Source organism: Streptococcus sp. Marseille-Q5986, from assembly GCF_946902915.1.
In the GTDB taxonomy this organism is placed as follows: domain Bacteria; phylum Bacillota; class Bacilli; order Lactobacillales; family Streptococcaceae; genus Streptococcus.
The window spans coordinates 529,355-550,628 of record NZ_CAMPPY010000001.1 but is presented as its reverse complement, the minus strand read 5'-3'; the positions used below and the strand labels follow the sequence as shown (position 1 = coordinate 550,628).

The 21,274-nt window shown below is 41.9% G+C and carries 22 protein-coding genes and 2 pseudogenes; all 24 read right to left on the bottom strand.

The genetic code is table 11. From position 1 onward, the window contains the following. Positions 1-86: 86 nt before the first annotated feature. Positions 87-1,238 (bottom strand): MFS transporter, encoded by a 1,152-nt coding sequence (locus tag OVN21_RS02900; RefSeq protein WP_267247200.1) that lies wholly within the window; start codon positions 1,236-1,238, stop codon positions 87-89. Between the two features lie 112 nt (positions 1,239-1,350). Further along, positions 1,351-1,974 (bottom strand): Pr6Pr family membrane protein, encoded by a 624-nt coding sequence (locus tag OVN21_RS02895; protein ID WP_267247199.1) that lies wholly within the window; start codon positions 1,972-1,974, stop codon positions 1,351-1,353. After that, a complete protein-coding gene (locus OVN21_RS02890; RefSeq protein ID WP_267247198.1) occupies positions 1,971-2,312 on the bottom strand; it encodes a zinc ribbon domain-containing protein YjdM in 342 nt (113 codons plus the stop codon). Before OVN21_RS02890 ends, OVN21_RS02895 begins: the two co-directional genes overlap by 4 nt. 209 nt (positions 2,313-2,521) lie before the next feature. Further along, positions 2,522-3,040 carry a Dps family protein gene (locus tag OVN21_RS02885; protein WP_267247197.1) on the bottom strand — a complete coding sequence of 173 codons (519 nt, stop codon included), beginning with the start codon at positions 3,038-3,040 and terminating at the stop codon, positions 2,522-2,524. Between the two features lie 148 nt (positions 3,041-3,188). After that, positions 3,189-4,970, bottom strand: a complete 1,782-nt coding sequence (locus OVN21_RS02880) for an ABC transporter ATP-binding protein (RefSeq protein ID WP_267247196.1) — start codon at positions 4,968-4,970, stop codon at positions 3,189-3,191. A gap of 8 nt (positions 4,971-4,978) precedes the next feature. Then, complete coding sequence (locus OVN21_RS02875; protein WP_267247195.1) at positions 4,979-6,715, bottom strand: ABC transporter ATP-binding protein; 1,737 nt, start codon at positions 6,713-6,715, stop codon at positions 4,979-4,981. Between the two features lie 179 nt (positions 6,716-6,894). Continuing rightward, positions 6,895-7,653, bottom strand: coding sequence for a triose-phosphate isomerase (gene tpiA, locus OVN21_RS02870; RefSeq protein ID WP_267247194.1), 759 nt, complete (start codon positions 7,651-7,653; stop codon positions 6,895-6,897). A gap of 96 nt (positions 7,654-7,749) precedes the next feature. Next, positions 7,750-8,427, bottom strand: coding sequence for a DnaD domain-containing protein (locus tag OVN21_RS02865; RefSeq protein ID WP_267247193.1), 678 nt, complete (start codon positions 8,425-8,427; stop codon positions 7,750-7,752). Positions 8,428-8,435: 8 nt separating this feature from the next. Continuing rightward, a pseudogene (locus OVN21_RS02860) lies at positions 8,436-8,550 on the bottom strand (homoserine O-succinyltransferase); the annotation flags it as partial. Positions 8,551-8,575: 25 nt separating this feature from the next. Then, positions 8,576-9,088 (bottom strand): adenine phosphoribosyltransferase, encoded by a 513-nt coding sequence (locus OVN21_RS02855; protein WP_267247192.1) that lies wholly within the window; start codon positions 9,086-9,088, stop codon positions 8,576-8,578. A 174-nt stretch (positions 9,089-9,262) separates the two neighbouring features. Beyond that, the gene (gene rplA, locus OVN21_RS02850; RefSeq protein ID WP_001085675.1) at positions 9,263-9,952 is read right to left on the bottom strand and encodes a 50S ribosomal protein L1; all 690 of its coding nucleotides are present in this window, start codon (positions 9,950-9,952) and stop codon (positions 9,263-9,265) included. Positions 9,953-10,157: 205 nt separating this feature from the next. Further along, on the bottom strand, positions 10,158-10,583 hold the full coding sequence (gene rplK, locus OVN21_RS02845) for a 50S ribosomal protein L11 (RefSeq protein WP_003025466.1): 426 nt from the start codon (positions 10,581-10,583) through the stop codon (positions 10,158-10,160). A 278-nt stretch (positions 10,584-10,861) separates the two neighbouring features. Beyond that, complete coding sequence (ldcB, locus tag OVN21_RS02840; protein WP_267247191.1) at positions 10,862-11,578, bottom strand: LD-carboxypeptidase LdcB/DacB; 717 nt, start codon at positions 11,576-11,578, stop codon at positions 10,862-10,864. A gap of 2 nt (positions 11,579-11,580) precedes the next feature. Continuing rightward, entirely contained in the window at positions 11,581-12,051 is a 471-nt protein-coding gene (locus tag OVN21_RS02835; protein ID WP_267247190.1) for an HIT family protein, read from the bottom strand. Between the two features lies 1 nt (position 12,052). After that, positions 12,053-13,090, bottom strand: a complete 1,038-nt coding sequence (locus OVN21_RS02830) for a M42 family metallopeptidase (protein WP_267247189.1) — start codon at positions 13,088-13,090, stop codon at positions 12,053-12,055. Positions 13,091-13,197: 107 nt separating this feature from the next. Then, positions 13,198-14,523 carry a branched-chain amino acid transport system II carrier protein gene (gene brnQ, locus OVN21_RS02825; RefSeq protein ID WP_267247188.1) on the bottom strand — a complete coding sequence of 442 codons (1,326 nt, stop codon included), beginning with the start codon at positions 14,521-14,523 and terminating at the stop codon, positions 13,198-13,200. A 170-nt stretch (positions 14,524-14,693) separates the two neighbouring features. Then, positions 14,694-14,981 carry a rhodanese-like domain-containing protein gene (locus OVN21_RS02820; RefSeq protein WP_267247187.1) on the bottom strand — a complete coding sequence of 96 codons (288 nt, stop codon included), beginning with the start codon at positions 14,979-14,981 and terminating at the stop codon, positions 14,694-14,696. Beyond that, positions 14,978-15,568, bottom strand: a complete 591-nt coding sequence (locus tag OVN21_RS02815) for a uracil-DNA glycosylase family protein (protein WP_267247186.1) — start codon at positions 15,566-15,568, stop codon at positions 14,978-14,980. Before OVN21_RS02815 ends, OVN21_RS02820 begins: the two co-directional genes overlap by 4 nt. Before the next feature lie 53 nt (positions 15,569-15,621). After that, complete coding sequence (gene pepV, locus OVN21_RS02810) at positions 15,622-17,022, bottom strand: dipeptidase PepV (RefSeq protein ID WP_267247185.1); 1,401 nt, start codon at positions 17,020-17,022, stop codon at positions 15,622-15,624. A 13-nt stretch (positions 17,023-17,035) separates the two neighbouring features. Next, entirely contained in the window at positions 17,036-17,641 is a 606-nt protein-coding gene (locus tag OVN21_RS02805) for a nitroreductase family protein (protein WP_267247184.1), read from the bottom strand. Then, positions 17,628-17,759: a hypothetical protein gene (locus OVN21_RS02800; protein WP_267247302.1), complete on the bottom strand. Its 132-nt coding sequence runs from the start codon at positions 17,757-17,759 to the stop codon at positions 17,628-17,630. The genes OVN21_RS02805 and OVN21_RS02800 overlap by 14 nt, the downstream gene beginning before the upstream one ends. Before the next feature lie 55 nt (positions 17,760-17,814). After that, complete coding sequence (locus OVN21_RS02795) at positions 17,815-18,669, bottom strand: metallophosphoesterase family protein (protein ID WP_267247183.1); 855 nt, start codon at positions 18,667-18,669, stop codon at positions 17,815-17,817. Beyond that, positions 18,659-20,506 carry an excinuclease ABC subunit UvrC gene (uvrC, locus tag OVN21_RS02790; RefSeq protein WP_267247182.1) on the bottom strand — a complete coding sequence of 616 codons (1,848 nt, stop codon included), beginning with the start codon at positions 20,504-20,506 and terminating at the stop codon, positions 18,659-18,661. Before uvrC ends, OVN21_RS02795 begins: the two co-directional genes overlap by 11 nt. A gap of 39 nt (positions 20,507-20,545) precedes the next feature. Next, positions 20,546-21,233: pseudogene (locus tag OVN21_RS02785) on the bottom strand (M57 family metalloprotease). Between the last annotated feature and the right edge of the window lie 41 nt (positions 21,234-21,274).

Sequence of the window (21,274 nt, the reverse complement as noted above, 5' to 3'; positions counted from 1 at the left end):
TCAAGAAATTAGTCTCGTAACAAGCTACAAAATTTAAAGTTGTCCGGGTACAATATTTCCAAAAAGTAAAACTTAGGAAACCAATCCTAAGCTCTCTTCTGAAGTAGGTACATGACAAAGATAGAGGTTACAATCAACCAAGATCCTAAGATGGCAAAGACCAGCATCCCATTGTGAGTTAGTAAGCCAATCGCACCTAGAACGAATGGAGTCGTAAAGGCTCCGAAACTACAGCCTAAAACCGCAAATGAAGTGGCTTGATTGAGGAGCTTAGCTGGAATTCGTTCAGAGACAAGTTGAAAGACCGTCGTCAAGGCTACACTGTAGGAAAAACCAGCCAGAATGCTTCCTGCCACCACCACCCACAAGGATGGAGACAAAGCAATCACAATTTGCCCTAAGCCAAAGGTAATACCAGACCAGAGGAGCAGTTTCTCTTTAAAGATAGAAATCAAGAAAGAGAAACTCACACCAGCCACAATCCCGATTAACTGCATGACACTAAGAACCAAACTAGATAACTGGGCATCTCCAAGCCCTCTTTCCACCATCAAACTTGGAATACGGATGGTAATAGCTGTATTGGTACAAACTACAACTGCGGCTTCGATAGCTAAGATAAAAATCAAGCCTTTCATTTCTCGAGTTAAACGACTTGCTTCCTTCGCTTTTTTCTTGACTTCTTTCTTTTCTTTTCCATAAGGGACAAAGAGCAGATAGAGGGTCAGCACTAAAAATCCAGCACTATAGGCTAAGAAAGTAGCTGTCCAACCAAAGACCAACAACTGGCCAACTGCCAAGGTAATGAGAGAAGCTCCAACGACCTCTGCAGAGCCACGTAGCCCTAGCATCTGAATTCGTGTTTTTCCTTGATAACGTTCACTGATAATAGAAATAGCCTTGGCATTGATCATCCCAACACCCAAACCAAAAAGAAGCCGCGTTCCAAAGACAAAGGGATAGGCTTGGTACCGGAAGGGAGCCGTCCCGCTCAGTGATAAAATCAGCAAGCCCAAACTAATCTGTAAGCGCTCAGGAAATATTTTTTCTAAGAAACCATTTAATAGTAACATCATCATGATTCCAAAGGATGGCAAGCTCGCCAAGAGCTCAATTTGTTCCTTAGGATAGCCTTGATAATAGTCAAACATAGCTGGTAGGGCACTTGAAATCGAAAAGGACGTAATCAAAACGAGGGAGAGAGACAAAATACTAGCCCGTTCTAAAAATTGTTTCATGAATTTTCTTTCTATATATTTCTCACTGTTAATCCTTTTAAAAGGAAGATGGCAAGAAAAGAAGGAGCCCGATTGAACTAAAGGCTTCGTCCTAACTTTCCTAATAGGAAGACTATTTTCGATTGATTTGCTTGATCAGATAGAAGATGAAGCCTGCAACCATATAAGCCGCAAAAATGATCAAACACCATCTGATGACCACGTCCCAACCCTTGTTCACATTCAAAAAGAAATATGGGAAGGGATTGTCCTTGGAATTCGGAATATTCAGCTTCAAGACCAAGCCGTTAAACAAGGCAAAAACCATATAAACCAAGGGCAAGATGGTCCACAAGACTGGATCCCAGATCTTGTATTGACCCTGTTTGTCAAAAAAGAGGGTATCTGCAAAAAACCAGAGTGGAACGATATAGTGGCAAAGGAAATTTTCTACACGGTAAAAGTCGGTCGCAATCGGAGCAAGCATAAAATGGTAAATCACACAGGTAATCATGATACTCATGGTAACGCTACCCTTGAGACGAAGCAAGGTCGGACTTTGCCAATTTTCACCTGAACAGCTCATCACACGGAGCAGATAACCCGTGAAAATCGTTACCAAAAGATTAGATAACACTGTATAGTAAAGGAGCATACCAAAACCACCATGCTTGGTAATTTCAAGATAAACTCCTGTAAAAGCCGCTAAGAACAAGAGCACACGACTATAAAAGATAAATTTGTAGTTCAGTTTCATGGCTGGATTTTCTTAACAAATTCTGACTTCAATTTCATAGCCCCAAAACCATCAATCTTACAGTCGATGTTGTGGTCACCTTCTACGATACGGATATTTTTAACGCGAGTTCCTTGTTTCAAATCCTTTGGCGCACCTTTTACTTTCAAGTCCTTGATTAAGGTTACAGTATCGCCGTCAGCCAATTTATTTCCGTTGGCATCGATAGCGACAGCACCTTCTTCTTCTGCAACTTCAGCAGGATTCCATTCATAGGCACACTCTGGGCAAACCAGTAGGGCACCGTCTTCGTAGACATATTCTGAATTACATTTTGGGCAATTTGGTAAGTTGTTCATAAGTCCTCCTTAAACTAACAATTATTCTTTAAAATTCATATGTTATTGAACAGCAACTATTATACCGTAAAATCCTACTTTTGACAATGTATCCTAAGTCCAGCAGACAAAAAAATCATGCAACTTTTTACAGTTACATGACTTTTAAAAGATGATTGGTCATGGGCACTTATCAAGTACCTCATGATAAAAGGGGTAGCAACTATATCTTACAAACCAGGAGCTTGTCCAAGTTCTGCTGCAAGCATCCAAACTGTTTTCTCAAGTTCAGCCTTAGCACCAACAAAGATATCGTTTGTAACATCATCGCCTTCTTCATCAGTCACATCCAAAGCTTTTTGGAAAAGAGCGATGAGGTAGCGATAAATCGCTAGAACACGTTCCAAGCTTTCTTCAACGTTACGGAATTCTCCCTCTTCTTCTTCGATTTCACTGTGTTGAAGGAATTCTGTCAAAGTTGAGTAAGGTTTGCCACCAAGAGTAAGCAAGCGTTCGCTGATTTCGTCAAGATAGCCATCAAGGCTGTCCATATATTCATCCATTTTTGGATGCCATACGAGGAAACCACGACCACGCATATACCAGTGAACTTGGTGAAGGGCAATGTGAGCCACATACAAGTCTGCTACTGCTTGGTTCAATACTTCTTTTGTTTTTGCTAATGCTGCTGGCGCTGTTTTAGATAATGTTGTAACGTCTTTTACTGCTTCTTTTTTCAATTCAACCATATTTCTTACCTCTTTCATTTTTTTGTAACCATCTTATTAGTGGTTACAATATAAGTATACTACTACCAGAAAACAATAGCAAGGAAAATGTACTATCTGAGAAAAGTTGTAATAGACTGATAATTTAAGAATAGTCTAACCGTTTTGATTAGCCGGATTGCCCAGACTTACTTGAAAATTGGCTTTGGTACAAATCATAATAAAAGCCTTTTTCTTGGAGCAAACTTTCATGATTTCCCTGCTCAATAATCTGTCCATCCTTAAGAACGAGAATCTTGTCTGCTTCTTGAATGGTAGAGAGACGGTGGGCGATGACAAAGCTGGTTCTTCCCTTCATCAACCGTTTCATGGCTTTTTGAATCAAGAGTTCCAAACGGGTATCAACAGAGGAAGTTGCTTCATCCAGAATGAGAATTTTAGGATTGGCTAGAAGAGCACGCGCGATGGTCAAGAGTTGTTTTTGCCCAAGGGAAATATTGCTCGACTCTTGGTTCATCTCCATGTTGTAACCACCAGGAAGAGTTCGGATAAAGTGGTCTACATTTGCTGCTTTAGCTGCTTCTATTATTTCCTCGTCACTGGCGTCAAGATTTCCAAAACGTAAATTTTCTTTGATCGTACCTTCATAAAGCCAAGCATCCTGCAAGACCATCCCAAACTGACGGCGATAGTCTTGACGCGACAACTGGCGAATATCCTGCCCGTCAACCAAGATTGCACCTGCTGTAACATCGTAAAAACGCATAAGCAGATTGATCAAGGTCGTCTTACCAGCTCCAGTAGGACCAACAATCGCTACCATCTCTCCCGGTTGAACTTCTAGATTAAAGCCTCGAATCAATGGCTTGTTTTCAACATACTGGAAGTCAACCTGCTTAAAGGTCACCTGACCTGTTAAGGGTTCAAGGATTTCGAGTTCTTCTCCCTTGACTTCCTCTGTCTCATCCAAAATATCGAAGATACGGTCTAACGAAGACTTGGCACTTTGCATTTGCCCCGCAAGTTGGGTGATGTTTTGGATAGGCTGGCTGACCTGCCAAACGTACTGAACAAAGGCCTGCATATTCCCCACTGTCAAACGCCCCGCAATCACTTGCAAACCACCAAGAACCGCAACGATCAGATAGGTCAAGTCCGATACAGCATGAAGGGCTGGCATCATAAGCCCAGAGATAAAGCTGGCTTTAAAACCAACACGTTGGAGATCATCTGTAATCTTAGAAAATTCTTTATGAGAGGTTTCCTCACGACCATAGAGTTTCAAAACATTAAAACCTGTGAGATTTTCCTGCACATAGCCGTTCATACAACCTAAAATAGCTGCCTGCTCTTTAAAATAAGGCTGAGAACGTTTCAAGATACTTCTGGCACCAAAATAGGTCACTGGAATGGATAGAATCACCACTATAGCCAGTTGGAAGTTCAAGTATAAAACCATTCCCATGACGAGAACAATCGTCAAAACAGCATTGACAATTTGCAGAAAAGACTGTTGAAGAGCATTAGACACTGTCTCAACGTCACTGGTAAAGCGCCCCAATAAATCGCCAAATTGGTGTTTGTCAAAGAAAGATACTGGGATACGATTGATTTTCTCGGTCATTTCATTTCGCAAATCCTGAGTCATAGACTGGACCGCATTGGTCATGAAATAGTTGGAATAATAAGACCCAAGTTCATACAAGAGACCTCTAAAGAGGTAAATGATTAAAACAGTTCCAATGTAGCCAGTATTGATACGAGCGCCTGAAAGACCATTAGCCATATCTAAGAGATTCTTTGTCAACTCCGTAATGGCTAACCCCAATACAAAAGGTTCCAAGACACTCATGACCACACTCAAAATTTTTAGAAAGACTGCAAAGAAGACAGAAAAACGGTAGGCTTTCAAATAGCTCCACAAACGAGCCAAACTAGATTGTGTTTTCATATTTCCTCCTATTCTTCTGTTAGAGATGCATTTTTCAACTGCGACTCAGCAATCTCACGATAGATATCATTGGTTTCCATTAATTCCTCATGGCGACCGCGACCCACGATTTCTCCCTTATCCAGAACGATGATCTGGTCAGCATCCATGATGGTTCCGACACGTTGAGCAACAATTAAAACCGTTGCATTCTGTGTGACTTCCTTGAGACGACGACGTAAAATAGCATCCGTACGATAATCCAAGGCTGAGAAAGAATCGTCAAAAATATAGATATCAGGATTCTTTATAACCGCTCTTGCAATTGAGAGACGTTGTTTCTGTCCCCCAGAAAGATTGCTTCCACCTTCAGCTAGATGGGTCGCAAAGCCTTCTTCTCGGCTTTCGATAAAATCTTTGGCTTGCGCCACATCCGCTGCCTGATGTAAATCTTTGTGACTAGCATCTTCCTTCCCATAGCGGATATTTTCAGCGATAGTTCCTGTAAAAAGCAAGGCCTTCTGCGGGATAAAACCAATCTTTTGACGGAGGGACTTGAGGCGGTAATCCCTCACATCAACACCATCTACTTTGATTTTTCCAAGTGTGACATCGTAAAAACGAGGAATCAATTGCACAAGAGAGGACTTGCCCGATCCGGTCGATCCGATAAAGGCAATGGTTTCACCCGGTTTAGCGCTGAAAGAAATATTATGCAAAACAGGGTTTTCCGTCTCACCAGGATAGGCAAAGGTGACATTTTCAAATTCCAAATAACCGTGGGTTGCTGTCTCTCTGACGCCTCCTTCATTGGGATCAATAGAAATCGGCATATCCATGACTTCTTTCAAACGTTCACTCGAAACAGCTGTACGGGGGTACATGGTGAAGAGATTGGATAGGAAAAGGAAGGACAAGAGAGCGTGAAAACTATATTCGATAAAGGCAACCAGGTCCCCAATTTGTAAGTTCCCTTGTTTGATAGGGTCCAGAGCAAGCCAGACAATAGCTACTATCATAGCAATGATAATCTGAACAAACAAAGGTTCCGTTAATCCGGTTAGTTTAAACAGACGATTGGAATTGGCTGCATAGACTGCATTTTGTCCTGCAAAACGTTCCTCTTGAAACTCCTCACGAGCAAAGGCACGAATGACACGGAGTCCCATCAGATTTTCCCTGGCATATTGGTTTATCTTATCTAAGGTAGCCTGCTGTTTCTCTGATAATGGTCGAGTCTTGACCGCTACATAAATGACTACCACAGCCAAGAAAGGTACTGCAAAAGCCACTATCCAGGCTAATGACGGGCTGGTCAGAAAAATCATTAAGATACTAGACAGCATCATCATGGGAGTGATGACACCCAGTTTTAAGGTCTGTTCTGCAAATTGCATGAGAACAAAGGCATCACTGGTAATGCGAGTAACCAGTGAAGACACTCCAATCTTTTCATATTCATGATGAGAATACTCTTGTAATTTGGCATAGAGATCATCCCTCATATCCTTGACCATATTGGTCGTCAGTTTACTAGCTGCATAAGCTAAGACTATACGTCCCAAGGTTCCACATAGGATAATCACCAGCATAATTGCGGCCCAAACATACAATTGCTGTTCATTCCCTTTATTCACACCTTCATCAATCATCCGAGCTAGAACAGTTGGCAGTCCAAGATTGACGATAACAAAGAAAATAGCTCCAAAGAAATCCAAGAATAACCACTTAGGGTATTTTTTCAAATAAGACCAAATATAGAGCATAACTCCCCCTTTCATAACTTTTTGATATAGAAAAGAGCGCGCATCTGCACGCCTTTCTTTCCCTAAGGAACTTTCCTAGTCTAGAAAAATCCCTCTTTCACAAGAATGCTCCAAGTAAAAATAAGACAGGCAGTCAAAGTCACTTAGTACTTTTAACTGTCTGTCTGGAATAAGCTAGATTATTTTACAAAATCAAGCAATGCCAAGAAGCTTTCAGCTTCAAGTGACGCACCACCAACAAGGGCACCGTCAACGTCTGGGCAAGCCATGTATGAAGCAACGTTTTCAGGTTTAACAGAACCACCGTATTGAACACGAACTTTGTCCGCAACTTCTTGACCAAAGTCAGCTGCTACGACGCCACGAACAACTTTACACATTTTTTGTGCATCGTCTTGTGAAGCTGATTTACCAGTACCGATAGCCCAGATTGGCTCGTAAGCGATAACTGTTGAAGCAACTTGTTCAGCTGTCAAGCCAGCCAATGCAGCAGATACTTGAGCACCTACGAATTCAGCCGCTTTACCAGCTTCGTAAGTTTCAAGTGACTCACCACAACAAATGATTGGAAACATACCGTTTGCAAAGATTGCTTTTGCTTTTTTGTTGATATCTTCGTCAGTTTCATGGAAGTAGTCACGACGTTCTGAGTGACCAATCACAACGTAGTCTGTACCGATTTCTTTCAAAACTTGTGGGCTAGTTTCACCAGTGAACGCACCTGCATTTTCAAAGTAGCAGTTTTGAGCAGCAACTTTAAGGTTTGAATCTTTAGCAGCAGCAAGAACAGCTGTCAAATCAAGAGCTGGAGCTGCGATACCTGCTTCAACAAGATCTGATGAAGGAAGTTTTGATGCAACGGCTTCAACGAATGCTTTTGCTTCTTCTGGATCTTTGTTCATTTTCCAGTTACCAGCGATAAATGGTTTACGTGACATTTCACATACCTCTTTTTTCATTTTATTCACTATTATTCTATCATATTTATAAGGAGCTTGCAAACCTTACTCTAATTTTCAAGATTTTTCAAGCGACTAATCGTGCCACAAATTCATGGCATCGAGGAAATCAGCTGAAGCCTGAACTTGTTTGGGATTGTTCGTTTCTCTCTCTGCTCGTTTAGCCTCTATCTGAGCCACAGATTGGATACCTTCATGGCGCCAGTTTCGTAGGATTGCCTGAATGTACTTCCAGTTTGGTTTGCCATTAAAAACGGCCTCTCGGAGAGCTTCCTTAATCAAATCCGCCTTGATTCCATCTTCTTTGACAGTCTTGGAAAGATCTTCGATTTCAAATGGTGTTAATAAGCGTCCCAATTCCTGCTGAAAAGTTTCAACTAGATCCTTCAATTGATTTTTGGGGTTTGGAGCAGTCGCAGTTGAAGTTTGAGTATCTAACAAGCTATCCAAGCGTTCAAAAGCCAGACTAGCATCAAAAATGAGCTCAATTTCCCCATTTAATTCAATGGTCCGATATTGCAACAAACCATTTTCAGTCAAATTCGAAATAGATTGGTTGACATCTGCCACCTCTTTCCCAATGATTTCAGCTATTTGGCTAGGCGAAACATCTCCTAGAGCTGTGGTATTTTGTAAATAGAAAAATTGCCAGACCAGAAAATCATCGCTGGAAGGAAAGAGTTCCTTAAAATGCAAGAGTAGTGCACTTGGCAAAACCAAGTTCCCTGTTTTAAAAGCGTCAAAATATGTCATGATTCCTCTTATAAATATCCAAATGCAGCCGCATCATTCTCTACCTTTCTCCAGTCAAAAGTTTTTTTGATAAACTGCACAGTTTACCCAATTGCTGAAAAAGAGGGCAGCTGATGAAGAGAAAACAGCCCCAAGGACTGTTTTTTCATTAATAGTGCAGAAGTACCTTGTAATCGTAATCTCCGATTTTTTCACGGCCTTTAAGCTCATCCAGTTCAATCAAGAAAGCACAGCCTGCTACAATACCACCAAGTCTTTCAATCATCTCAATTGTTGCCTTGACAGTTCCACCTGTTGCCAAGAGATCATCTACGATGAGAACGCGTTGACCTGGTTTGATTGCATCAGCATGCATGGTCAAGGTATCAATACCGTACTCTTTCTCATAGTCAGCAGAAATCACTTCACGTGGTAATTTCCCTGGTTTACGAACAGGTGCAAAGCCAATTCCCAACTCGAAAGCAACTGGGCATCCGACAATAAATCCACGAGCCTCTGGACCCACAATCATGTCAATTTTTTTGTCTGTTGCATACTGAACAATTTCACGAACAGCGTAGCTATAAGCATTCCCATCTGCCATCAAAGGGCTGATATCACGGAAGGTAATACCTTCCTTAGGATAATTTTCAATCGTTGCGATATAATCTTTTAAATTCATCTTTTTCTTTCTTTCAAAGTTTTTTACTCTCTATTATACCATATTTTCTGTGAAAGAAGAAGAGGAAAAGCACTATTGCCACAAAGCTGATTGATGAACTGATTTTTCTAAAAGGTAATACTCATCAAAAAAACGAGCACTTTCGTACTCGTCTTCTCTTTTATAAACTACTGATTAAAGTGAGTTTACGTCAACTTTGATACCAACACCTTGAGTAGTTGTGATAGTCAAGTTTGTTACGTAAGTTCCTTTAGCTGTAGCTGGTTTTGCTTTTTGGATTGTTTCGTTGAAAGCCTTGAAGTTTTCAACCAATTTTTCAGCTTCAAATGATACTTTACCGATGATTGCTTGAACGTTACCTGCACGGTCAGCACGGTAAGTGATTTTACCACCTTTAGACTCTTCAACTGCTTTAGCAACATCCATTGTTACAGTACCAGTTTTAGGGTTTGGCATCAAGTTACGTGGTCCAAGGACACGTCCAAGACGTCCAACAAGAGCCATCATATCAGGTGTAGCAATAACTACGTCGAAGTCCAACCAACCGTCGTTGATTTTAGCAACAAGGTCATCTTCACCAACAAAGTCTGCACCAGCAGCTTTTGCTTCTTCAGCTTTTGCACCACGTGCGAAAACAAGAACGCGTGAAGTTTTACCAGTACCGTTTGGCAATACCATTGCTCCACGGATTTGTTGGTCAGCTTTTTTAACGTCGATGTTCAAGTTGTAAGCAACTTCTACAGTTGCGTCAAATTTTGCAAAGTTAGTTTCTTTTGCAAGTGCTACAGCTTCTTCTACGCTGTATGCTTTTGTGCTGTCGATTTTCTCAAGAGCAGCACGAAGTTGTTTGCTTTTTTTAGCCATTTTCTATTCTCCTTGTAAGTGGTTCAATCGATTTTCATCTCCCACGTCACTCCTCGAAATGATGAAGTCTTGCGGGTTTTCAGTCTATTAGATTCTTTTCCTACGGCCTTAAGTTCCCTTGCTGTATCCAAGTACAAGCATCAGTCACTTGCCTAGTATGAAAAGCAACGAATAGACTGCTGTGAGATTTTTACTGTGTTATTGATTAGTCAACAACAGTGAATCCCATAGAACGAGCAGTACCTTCTATCATACGCATTGCAGACTCTAGGTTTGCTGCGTTCAAATCTGGCATCTTAGTTTCTGCAATTTCTTGTACTTGCGCACGAGTAACTGTAGCAACTTTAGTTTTGTTAGGTGTACCTGATCCTTTTTCAACACCTGCAGCTTTTTTCAAAAGAACAGCAGCTGGTGGTGTTTTTGTAACGAAAGTAAATGATTTGTCTTCGTATACTGAGATAACAACTGGAATGATCATACCAGCTTGGTCAGCTGTACGAGCGTTGAACTCTTTTGTGAATCCCATGATGTTGATACCAGCTTGACCAAGAGCAGGTCCAACCGGTGGAGCTGGTGTAGCTTTACCAGCAGGGATTTGCAATTTTACAAGTTTTTCGACTTTTTTAGCCATTTTTAAATCCTCCTTTGTGGTTTTGGCGGTAAGTAATTAGAGATTTTTACCTCCCACAAGTATGCTTTACACATACTCATCTATTATACACTATTTATCTGGAATTGCAAGAGAAAAGTTTATTTTTTATACTCAATGAAAATCAAAGAGCAAACTAGGAAGCTAGCCGCAGGCTGCTCAAAGTACAGTTTTGAGGTTGTGGATAGAACTGACGAAGTCAGTAACCATACCTGCGGTAAGGCGACGCTGACGTGGTTTGAAGAGATTTTCGAAGAGTATTAATCGACGTAATCTCCGCCTTCAAATCCATAGTACTCTTCCAAACTGAGACCACTTTCAGCTATTTCTTTTGCTTCTTTTCCGACATAACGAAGGTGCCATTCTTCAGCCATATAGCCAGTCTCTTTTTCCTTACCTTTGAGATAGCGAACAACAAAGCCATAGTCAGCCGCATGATCCAAGAGCCACTGGGCTGCCTTCTCTTCTGTCACCAAATCACCATCAGTCCCAATCACATCAAAGGCCAAGCCCGTCTGGTGTTCGCTATAGCCAGGACGAGCAGAATAACGGTCGGCAGCTTCTTTCCCATCTTGACTGACATAGTCTTGATAGAGCTTAGTCTGAGTTTCATAACTTCTAAAACCGCTGTAATGATTGCTGATTGGGAATCCCGCCTCTTGCATAGCTTTTATGAGTTTGACAAACTCCGCCTTGGCAGTTGGATTTTCACCCGGATTGTAGTCTTTTGACAATGGATAGTGTTTATTGGCTACGATGATTTCATCGTATTTTCCTTGAATGCTGTAGTAGTCTCCTTTATTAACCACTTCTGCTTTTTTCTGGGCAGTTCCTTGAGATTTACTTCCGACTGTTCCATCAGCTTTGGCTGTTTGTTCTGTCTTAGCTGCGCCATCTTCATTTTTTGCTTTTTCTTGTGAACAAGCTGCTAGACTCAAGGCTAGCAAGGCTGTCAAGACTAGGTATCTTTTTTTCATTTCTACTCCTTTATTTCTAATAGTTTATCTAGTTCTAATGATAAACGTTTGACTAATCTTTTAATCTCATCTGGTTTTGCTTGGCAGGTTTCTGAGGTCATTTCTTCAAAGGGAACCCACCAAACTGGCCCACGACCTTTAAGACCGTGGCTATTCATATCACCTGATCGTCTGGGAAACAGATGCCAGTGGAGATGAGCATCGCCATTTCCTAGAAGTTCAACATTCATTTTCTCAGCAGCAAAGGCCTTAGCAACTGCCTCTTGGACCACACTCATTTCTTCCAGAAAACGGAGTCTTGTCTCCTTTTTCAAATGGTGCAATTCGGTAACGTGTTCCTTGGCTAGAAAAAGACTATAGCCTGCAAAATACTGGTGATCTCCAATCACAAGATAGCCTGTTCCCAACTCTCTTACAAAATAGGGATTTTCTCCCTTCTTGATGAGCTCAATTCTCTGGCAAATAAGACACATATTAGTCTACCAACCCACTCTTAAGGTAAGCATCAACCATACGCTCTGTTGCAACCACCGAGTCAATATGGGTACGCTCATAAGAATGGCTAGACTCGATACCCGCGCCAAGCAGAGCGTGTTTAACCTCTGCCCCTGCAGACATGGCTGCTGAAGCATCAGAACCATAAAATGGATAGATATCCAACTTAAATGGAATATCTTGCTCTTTCGCCAAAGCCACCAAGTGTTGACGGAAATCATAGTGATAAGGTCCTGAAGCATCCTTGACACAGATGGATACTGTGTACTCATCTGTCTGCTGGTCATCCCCCATAGCTCCCATATCCACAGCCAGATATTCTACTACCTGAGCAGGAATATTGGAGTTAGCACCGTGTCCCACTTCTTCAAAGACTGAAAAAGCAAAATGGGTTGTTACGGGCAATTCAATCTTCTCTTCCTTATAAATACGAAGCAGGTTAAGCAAAATCGCTGCGCTGACCTTGTCATCCAAATGACGAGACTTGATAAAACCTGTCTCTGTCACGACCGTTCGTGGATCAAAGCTGATAAAATCACCGACCTCAATCCCAAGAGCACGAGTTTCTTTTTCATCGCTTACTTTTACGTCCAAACGCACTTCCATATTGTCCTGCGTGCGTTCTGCAATTCCTGCATCCTTGTAGACATGGCAAGAAGTTTGGTGGATAAGGATGGTTCCAGATAGCTTTTGACCTGTACTAGCCACATGAACAGTACAGTTTTCTCCCTCAATCATGTTCCAAGGAAAACCACCGATACGGTCCAATTTGAGACGGCCGTCTGGTTTAACAGCACGGACAATAGCACCAAGCGTATCCACATGGGCAGTCACATAGCGGTGTTGCTCATCATTTTGACCTTTGATGGTCACATTGACACCGCCTTTGGCTGTGCGAACTGGCTGGTAACCAAAACCTTCTAGAGTCTTGACTAAATAGTTCGAAATCTCACGAGTGAAGCCTGTTGGCGATGCGATGGCTGTCAGTTCTTTGATATATTCTACTGTTTGATTCATTTCTTCACCTCTTTTGCTACCTATTATAACACATTATAACACATTTATCATCGGATAAAAAAAGAAAATCACTCCTGTAGACTTGGCTACAAAAGTGATTTAAGTGATTATTCCATTTCAAAAACATCGCTTTCTTGCTTGTTTGGTAGAACCAATGAAAGCAAGATTCCAACAATGGCTGGCACCAACCATGGGAGAGATGCCTTGGCAAAAGGAAGAACGCTAACAAGATTTGCAAGAAACTCAACCTTAAACGAGCTTCCTAGTACGCTTGCAATAGCAATAGCTGTAACCACAGCAATTGTCAACTGCATACCTGGTTTTGAAAGTGCCACAAATTTGTTGACAATGACAATCATAACGATGGCAATGGTGATTGGGTACAAGATAACCAATACTGGAATGGAGTACTTGATAATCGCATCAAGACCCAAATTAGCAATGGCAAATCCAATCAAGGTAAAGGCTGTCGCATAAACCTTGTAGCTGATTTGTGGGAAGCGTTCATTAAAGAACTCAGCTGTAGACACAATCAAACCAACAGTTGTTGTGAAGCAGGTTACGGTAACCATAGCTGCAAGGAAGAGTTGAGCTGTTGAACCAAAGATTTCTTGAGTAGCTTGTGACAAGATGTAAACACCTGGTGTTCCACCCTTCATCGCTTCAGCTGGTACTGGGAAATGATTTCCAAGGAAACCTAAACCGATGTAAAGAGCACTGAAGGCAAGGGCAACAACGATACCAACCACCCAAATAGTTGAAATGTATTCTTTCTTACTTGAAAATCCAAGTTGTTTCAAGGTTTGAACTGCGATTACGCTAAAGGCAACTGAAGCAAGGGCGTCCAAGGTATTGTAACCTTCTAGGAAACCTGTACCAAAGGCAGAAGATTGATAAGCTACTGAAGCAGCTTGAGAACTTGTTCCACCGTATTTGAAAGCTCCCAGAACAACCAAGATAACAATCAAAATCGCAAAGACTGGCGTTAAAATACGTCCAATGCGGTCTAAGATTTTTGATGGATTAAGCGAAATTAGATAGGCTGCTGCAAAATACAGAACTGTAAAGACAATCAAACCAAGACCTTTATTTGAATCCGACAAAAGAGGGCTGATCCCTACTTCGTAAGCTGTTGTAGCAGTACGTGGGATAGCAAAGAATGGACCGATTGACAAGTAAAGAACTGAGAGGTAAAGAGTCGCAAACCAAGGCGCTATCTTTGTTGAAATCTCGTAGATATATCCTTTAGGATTGAGCGTTCCAATAATAAGAGTCAAGACGGCGATACCGACACCTGAAAAGACAAAACCTGCGATGGCAGGAAGAAAATGTTCTCCAGATAGAGCACCTAGAGAAGGCGGAAAAATCAAGTTCCCCGCACCAAAAAATATTCCAAACAGGAGCAAGCCTGTTAGGACACCTTTTTTAGCCATGAAAATCTCCTTCATATTTATAAAATACTGACCTAGTATATCATGAATAGGAGTATGAAAAAAGCTTCACGAAGTAAATATTGAATGTTTTCAAGATTCTCAAAAATGAGAATTGTCTAAAAATAACATTCTCCCACCCAGTCCACACCAAGTAGGAGAAATGCAAAATTTTAAAGTTCTTCAAAGGCTAACATGCCACCCTGAACATTGATAACTTCATAACATTGTTCAGCTAGAAATTGACAAGCACGCGGCGATCTCATTCCAGATTTGCAAATAACATAATGTAACTGGTTCTTATCCAACTGATCATAGGTATCAGCCAATTGACTAAGCGGTAGGTTGTGGGCACCTTCTAAATGAAGTGTTTCAAACTCATCCACTTCTCGCACGTCCACTAGAGAAAGTTGGTCGTTTTGATAAAGCTGGTAAAATTCATCGAAGGAAATTTCTTTCATTCTTTTTCTCCTAAAATCGTTTTAATTCTTTTTTTCAACTCTGGCACCACTTCTGACTCAAACCAAGGATTTTTGGCCATCCAGATTTGATTTCGTGGTGAAGGGTGAACCAATGGAAAATAGGTTGGCAGATAGTCTTTATAGCGTTTTACTCTCTCTGTCACCTTGCCACTGATTTTCTCCTGTAAATAGTAGGCTTGGGCATATTGCCCAATCAAGAGGGTCAATTGGATGTCTGGTAATTCTTGCAAGAGCTGGGGATGCCATTTTTCAGCAAAGCCAGCTCGAGGTGGTAAATCACCTGAATTGCCATGCCCTGGAAAGTAGAAATCCATAGGCAAAACAGCAAAATAACCTGAATTGTAAAAGGTATCTTCATCCACACCTAGCCAGTCTCTCAAGCGGTCACCACTTTTATCTTTCCAGTAAAGGCCTGCTTCTTGAGTTTTAAGTCCCGGTGCCTGACCGATGATATTGATGCGAGCAGTTTTTGGCGCTGCAAAGAGAGGCTCAATGCCACGCTCTGTATAGCTGGCATTCTGCAGATCCGCCATGATAGCCTGCTTGATTCTCTCGATTTGAAACATCTACTTTCCCTCCAAAAAGAAGTCTAAGCATACAATCTTAGACTTCTATCGTTTTATTTGATCAATTCGTAAATAGCTTCGGCGTAGATTGCTGCTGCTCGGAAGAGATCATCCAAGGCGATAAATTCATTGGCTTGGTGCATGGTGTCAATTGAGTCTTGGAACATGGCACCGTAGGCAACTCCGCGTTCGAGCAAGCGACCAAAGGTTCCACCACCGATGACTTGTTCATGACCTTTAAGTCCAGTTTGTTTTTCATAGACATCCAACAAGGTTTGCACAAGTGGATCTTCCATTGGCACATAGTGAGGCGTATGACCGTGTTCAGAAAGGCTAACAGAAGCAACTGGCAAGTTTTCAAGGATTGACTTGATTTGCTCTGGACTTGTTCCTTTTGGATAGCGGATGTTGAGGGCAATGGTATTGTCAGCGCTTGTTTCGTCAAAGCGGAAGACACCCGCATTCATAGAAAGGGCACCCATCTTTTCATCCACATGAGCAATCTTGAGATTTTCACCCTCATGGTCGTTCAAGAGAATTTTACCAGCGATGTCAAGATAATCTTTGGCTGGACCAGCAAAGTCAAACTGGCTAAGGAAGAGGGCTAGGTAAGTCGCACCATTGACACCTGAAGCAGGCATAGCACCATGGGCTGATTTACCAATGATGGTCACCTTGTATTGACCAGCCTCTTCTTGGAGTTCTCCTCTAAGTTTGTGTTCTGCAACAAAGAAATCTAGTTTCCCTTGCAAGTCAGCCAAATCACCTGAAACGACTGCTGTTGCTGATTCTGGTACCATGTTTTCACGCAAACCACCTGTGAAGCTGTGAAGACGGGCAGCACCATTGTTTTCTCCTGCAAAGTGGAGGTATTCAGTAATATTTCCTTTTTCACCATTGATGATAGGGAATTCAGCGTCAGGTGAGAAACCGAAGTCTGGTTTTGCAAGTCCTACATGTTCAAAATAGTAGTCCATGTCTGCCCAGCCTGATTCTTCATCAGTTCCGACAATAAAGCGAACTTTCTTAGAAGTTGGAAGACCCAATTCTTTGATGATTTTCAAACCATAGTAACAAGCTGTTGTAGGACCCTTGTCATCTGAAGCTCCACGTGCATAAAGGCGACCGTCTTTGATAGTTGGTGTGTAAGGGTCTGTGTCCCAACCGCTACCAGCTGGCACCACGTCCATGTGGGCAAAGATTCCGAGAACTTCTTCTCCATCACCAAACTCAAAATGTCCTGCGTAGTTATCAACATTCTTAGTTGGGTAGCCATCACGGTCTGCGATTTCAAGGAATTTCTCCAAAGCTTTTACCGGACCAGGTCCAAATGGATGTTCAGCATCAACCTTGCTGTCATCACGTTCAGAGTTGATTTCTAAAAGGCTAAACAAGTCAGCCAAGAGGTCTTCTTTGCGTTTTTCTACTTCTGCTGTAAAATCAATTGTTGTCATTTTTTTCTTCCTTCTATCTTTTCTCGATAATTTCATCTACTGGCAAGCGGTAGCTTGGTTCTAATTTTTCGTCTGTGTAACCCACTGTAATCAAGAGTTCTGGACGGAAACGGTCTTCGATTTCCAAAACTTCGTTGGCTTTTGACTTGTCAAATCCAAGGATCAAATTTGATCCGATTCCTTGGTCTGTCAATGCAAGAACCAAATTCATGGCAACTAAACCTGCATTGAGTGCTAGGTAGTCGCTGACTTGTTGTTCATTGTAGCGTGCAAATTCAGCTGGCAAATTTTTCATGAAGTATTGTAGTTGTTCTTCTGAGAAGTTCTTTGCTCCACCGACACGGGCAATCTTGCGGGCACGTTTGGATAAGTCCGTATCTGTAAAGAGGGCAATGGTTACAGGTGCTGATGATACCTGTTCAAAGTTGGCACCGTAAGCCAATTTTGCCAATTCGGCATTTTTCTCACGCACCACTACAAATTTCCAAGGCTGGCTGTTGTGGGCACTTGGTGCCAAGGTTGCAATTTCGATAGCCGTACGCACATCTTTTGGATCAACTGGCTTGTCAGTGAAATGCTTAGTCGCATGACGTTTTTTATTTAATTCAAGAAATTTCATAATCGATTTCCTTTTCTATTTCTACTGCTTCCATTCTACCATAATTTGAAAGAGCTTGCAGGGATTTTTCATAGAAAGAAATTGGATCAAGGATAAGCATCAGAATCAAGTACATCATTTAAATCAGGAATCCCCTCATCCAGTTCCAACTAATTTTCAGCAACTTAAAAAAACTAGTCTACCTTATATTCTGACTTTATAGCCTCCAAGAATTCTTTCACATCTTCTACATACCCATGCTTTTCTATTAAGTTGGATAAGAGTTTCAGATTGTGTCCCTGATAGTTGTCTTCTCTTCGTAGTTCTTCATACATTTCGATAAAGGGAAGTCCCTTGGACTTGGCCAGTTCTAACTCAGCTTCGTAATCATAAGCGACTTTACGAAATAGGATATTGACCAATTCCCCATCTTCAACTTCTATCACGGCATACTGGGCACGGTGATTTTTTAACGCCTCCCAATTAAAATAGGGCATACCAATCGAACCTGGATTGATGATTTGTTGCCCCTGACTTCCATAACGAAGCAATTGCTTGTGAACATGACCATAGACTGCCACGTCCGTTTCCTCATCTAGCAGTTGGTCAAATTTTTCTGTATCATTCCCAACCAGTAGGTCCCCACCATAGTTTTTGTCAGGTAAATTATGAGAGATAGAAAAGTGTATCCCCTCAACTTCTTTCTTTTCCAGCAAAGGCAAGCTTCGTAGCCAGACAATCGTTGCAGGATCCATTCGCTCCATCAAAAACTGGGTCATTCGCATTGATTGGATTTCTTGTGGATGTTCCAAACCATATTCACCATCCAAGGCCTCAAGGACACAATCATCCCAATTGCCTCGAACACTGGCTGTGATAGGAAGGTCCTTTAACAGAGCGACCAAGTCATTTGCACCTGGACCGGGAAGAAAAATATCTCCCAGAAGCCAGTATTCACTAACTCCTTGGTTTTTAGCATCTGCAATCACTGCTTCTAAGGCTGTCGCATTGCCATGAATATCTGATAAAATTGCGATTTTATGGTTCATTGTGGTTTCCTTCCGTTTGGTAATCTACTTGTTCTTCCGCAACTTGAGCTAATTCCTCTTCTTCCTGCGGGTTCAACTTTCTTTGCACAGCTTCTGCTACTGCTCTTGGTACTCCAACTTCGACAATCTCATCCACACTGGCTTCCTTGATTTTAGTTAGAGACTTGAAGTGCCTCATGAGATTTTGCTTGCGTTTAGGTCCCAGACCTTCAATTCCATCCAGTTGTGATGAAAAGGAATTTTTAGAGCGCAATTGGCGGTGGAAGGTGATGGCAAAGCGGTGCACCTCATCTTGAATGCGTTGGAGGAGGAAAAATTCCTGAGAATTGCGAGACAACTCCACTACCTCAAGCGGATCTCCAAAGAGCAATTCATGGGTTTGGTGCTTGTCATTTTTTTGCAAACCTGCAATGGGGATATCCAAGCCCAGTTCCTCTTGGATGACTTGCTTGGCGATATTGACCTGACCTTGTCCCCCATCAATGACAATCAAATCTGGCGGAGTTAAACCTTCTCTTTGTACTCGACCATAACGTCTGCGAATGACTTCTCTCATACTGGCATAGTCGTCTGGTCCAACCACAGTCTTGATTTTATACTTACGGTAATCCTTCTTACTCGGTTTACCATTAACAAAGACCACCATGGCTGAAACAGGACTAGTTCCCATGATATTAGAGTTATCGAAGGATTCGATACGGACTGGAGTCGGGATTTGGAGTAAGCGACCTAGATTTTCAATAGCCCCTTGAGTCTTTTCGACAGATTTTTCTAACAGATTGAACTTCTGCTCTAGGCTAACTCGAGCATTCCTTATAGCCAGATTGACCAATTGCTTTTTCTCTCCACGCTGGGGTTTGAAAATCTTAGTATCCACCAAAACCTTGACTGCTTCTTCATCGATATCCTGCGGAATCAATACCTCATTAGGAACTAGATGAGATTTTTCTTGATAGAATTGTCCTACATAGGTCAAAAAATCCTCATCTGGATCATTGAAGTAGGGGAAGAGATTGACATCGCGCTCGATAAGCTTACCCTGACGGACAAAGAAAACCTGCACACACATCCAGCCCTTATCCACATAGTAGCCAAAGACATCGCGATTTTGCAAATCTTTCGCCATGACCCGTTGCTTGGTTCGAAGCGTTCCAATAGCCTGAATCAGGTCACGGTATTCCGCCGCACGTTCAAACTCCATACTTTGTGCTGCTACTGCCATTTTACTCTTGAGATCATCGATGATTTTGTCATCCTGACCTTTCAGAAAATCAGACACCTCCTGAGCCATAGACTTGAAATAAGCCTCATCCTTCTTACAGATGGTGTGGGCCATGCATTGACCGATATGGTAATAAAAACAGACCTTAGAGGGCGGGTTGGTACACTTACGAAAAGGGAATATCCGATCCAGCAACCGCTTGATTTCATTGGCTGCCCCCACATCGGGATAGGGTCCAAAATAAAGACCGCCGTCCTTTTTGACCTGACGAGTGATAATCAAGCGTGGATAGCGCTCATTGGTGATTTTGATGAAAGGATAGGACTTGTCATCCTTGAGCATGATATTGTACTTGGGCTTGTTTTCCTTGATCAGGTTAATTTCTAGGAGAAGTGCCTCAATATTAGACTCCGTAACAATAAATTCAAAATCCACAATTTCAGACACCAGAGCCTCTGTCTTGGTATCATGACTTCCACGAAAATAGGACCGTACTCGATTACGCAGATTTTTAGCCTTTCCTACATAGATAATGGTGCCATTTTTATCCTTATGAATGTAGCAACCAGGGCTGGTCGGCAAGAGCTCTAGTTTTGATTTAATCAAGTTGTTCATAGTTCCATTATAGCAAAAAAAGTAGGGAAAGATAGTACCCTACTCACTAGTCTCATATATTTTTCGGAGGTTTGCAACATCCTCTTCCTGGATACCATAAAAGGAACCTGCTGGTTGCATGACAGACTTCTCATCTGTATGGTCCAAGCCAATCGCATGACCTAACTCATGTTCTGCCGTATGGACAAGGCGTTCATAGGAATAGCCATAGTATGGATTGGACAAATAATAATGATTCAACCGCACCGTTACGGACAAGAATTGCCCTGTTAAGAGATTAGTTTGACTTTCCGCCTCTCCTGCCACAGGAGTGCCTCCGTCGTTCATCTCCGTAGCCGTAATATCCGCCTTACTAGACTCAGTCACGAGTTCAAAGTTAAAAGCACCAGTTTGATTCCAGTTCTGGATTGCTTCTAAATAAGCCTCTTGAAAGCGTGAATCCATCTGGGGATCCAGGCAAATACGAGCAGAAGACTGTAGCCACCTTCCTTCAGAATACTGATGGCTATCTGTCTGGCTTAACTTAGGCAGTTGCCCTGTTTTTTCCCATTGGTCAATACTTTACTGACCGCTCTGCTTGCTTCAGCGCTCCTTGAAAATCCCCGTTCAGATACCAGAGAAATCCAAAAGCAAGAGTGCATAAAAGCAAAACAATCCAAACCAGGCGCCAAAACAAACGCCAAACAAAAGAAAAAAAAGCCCCTATCAAACGAAAAATCCAGCGCATGTCCCTCCAACTTTCTAGAAAATAAAGACTATTTTACTAAA

Coding starts and splice junctions, on each gene's coding strand:
- OVN21_RS02815 (WP_267247186.1), bottom strand. CDS start 15,568: ATGTTTCAAATCGAGAGAATCAAGCAGGCTATCATGGCGGATCTGCAG.
- rplA (WP_001085675.1), bottom strand. CDS start 9,952: ATGGCTAAAAAAAGCAAACAACTTCGTGCTGCTCTTGAGAAAATCGAC.
- OVN21_RS02890 (WP_267247198.1), bottom strand. CDS start 2,312: ATGAACAACTTACCAAATTGCCCAAAATGTAATTCAGAATATGTCTAC.
- OVN21_RS02830 (WP_267247189.1), bottom strand. CDS start 13,090: ATGAATCAAACAGTAGAATATATCAAAGAACTGACAGCCATCGCATCG.
- OVN21_RS02795 (WP_267247183.1), bottom strand. CDS start 18,669: ATGAACCATAAAATCGCAATTTTATCAGATATTCATGGCAATGCGACA.
- OVN21_RS02880 (WP_267247196.1), bottom strand. CDS start 4,970: ATGAAAACACAATCTAGTTTGGCTCGTTTGTGGAGCTATTTGAAAGCC.
- brnQ (WP_267247188.1), bottom strand. CDS start 14,523: ATGGCTAAAAAAGGTGTCCTAACAGGCTTGCTCCTGTTTGGAATATTT.
- OVN21_RS02885 (WP_267247197.1), bottom strand. CDS start 3,040: ATGGTTGAATTGAAAAAAGAAGCAGTAAAAGACGTTACAACATTATCT.
- OVN21_RS02835 (WP_267247190.1), bottom strand. CDS start 12,051: ATGTGTCTTATTTGCCAGAGAATTGAGCTCATCAAGAAGGGAGAAAAT.
- OVN21_RS02900 (WP_267247200.1), bottom strand. CDS start 1,238: ATGAAACAATTTTTAGAACGGGCTAGTATTTTGTCTCTCTCCCTCGTT.
- OVN21_RS02865 (WP_267247193.1), bottom strand. CDS start 8,427: ATGACATATTTTGACGCTTTTAAAACAGGGAACTTGGTTTTGCCAAGT.
- OVN21_RS02800 (WP_267247302.1), bottom strand. CDS start 17,759: ATGATGTACTTGATTCTGATGCTTATCCTTGATCCAATTTCTTTCTAT.
- uvrC (WP_267247182.1), bottom strand. CDS start 20,506: ATGAACAACTTGATTAAATCAAAACTAGAGCTCTTGCCGACCAGCCCT.
- rplK (WP_003025466.1), bottom strand. CDS start 10,583: ATGGCTAAAAAAGTCGAAAAACTTGTAAAATTGCAAATCCCTGCTGGT.
- OVN21_RS02855 (WP_267247192.1), bottom strand. CDS start 9,088: ATGAATTTAAAAGATTATATCGCAACGATTGAAAATTATCCTAAGGAA.
- OVN21_RS02820 (WP_267247187.1), bottom strand. CDS start 14,981: ATGAAAGAAATTTCCTTCGATGAATTTTACCAGCTTTATCAAAACGAC.
- ldcB (WP_267247191.1), bottom strand. CDS start 11,578: ATGAAAAAAAGATACCTAGTCTTGACAGCCTTGCTAGCCTTGAGTCTA.
- OVN21_RS02895 (WP_267247199.1), bottom strand. CDS start 1,974: ATGAAACTGAACTACAAATTTATCTTTTATAGTCGTGTGCTCTTGTTC.
- OVN21_RS02875 (WP_267247195.1), bottom strand. CDS start 6,715: ATGCTCTATATTTGGTCTTATTTGAAAAAATACCCTAAGTGGTTATTC.
- tpiA (WP_267247194.1), bottom strand. CDS start 7,653: ATGTCACGTAAACCATTTATCGCTGGTAACTGGAAAATGAACAAAGAT.
- pepV (WP_267247185.1), bottom strand. CDS start 17,022: ATGACAACAATTGATTTTACAGCAGAAGTAGAAAAACGCAAAGAAGAC.
- OVN21_RS02805 (WP_267247184.1), bottom strand. CDS start 17,641: ATGAAATTTCTTGAATTAAATAAAAAACGTCATGCGACTAAGCATTTC.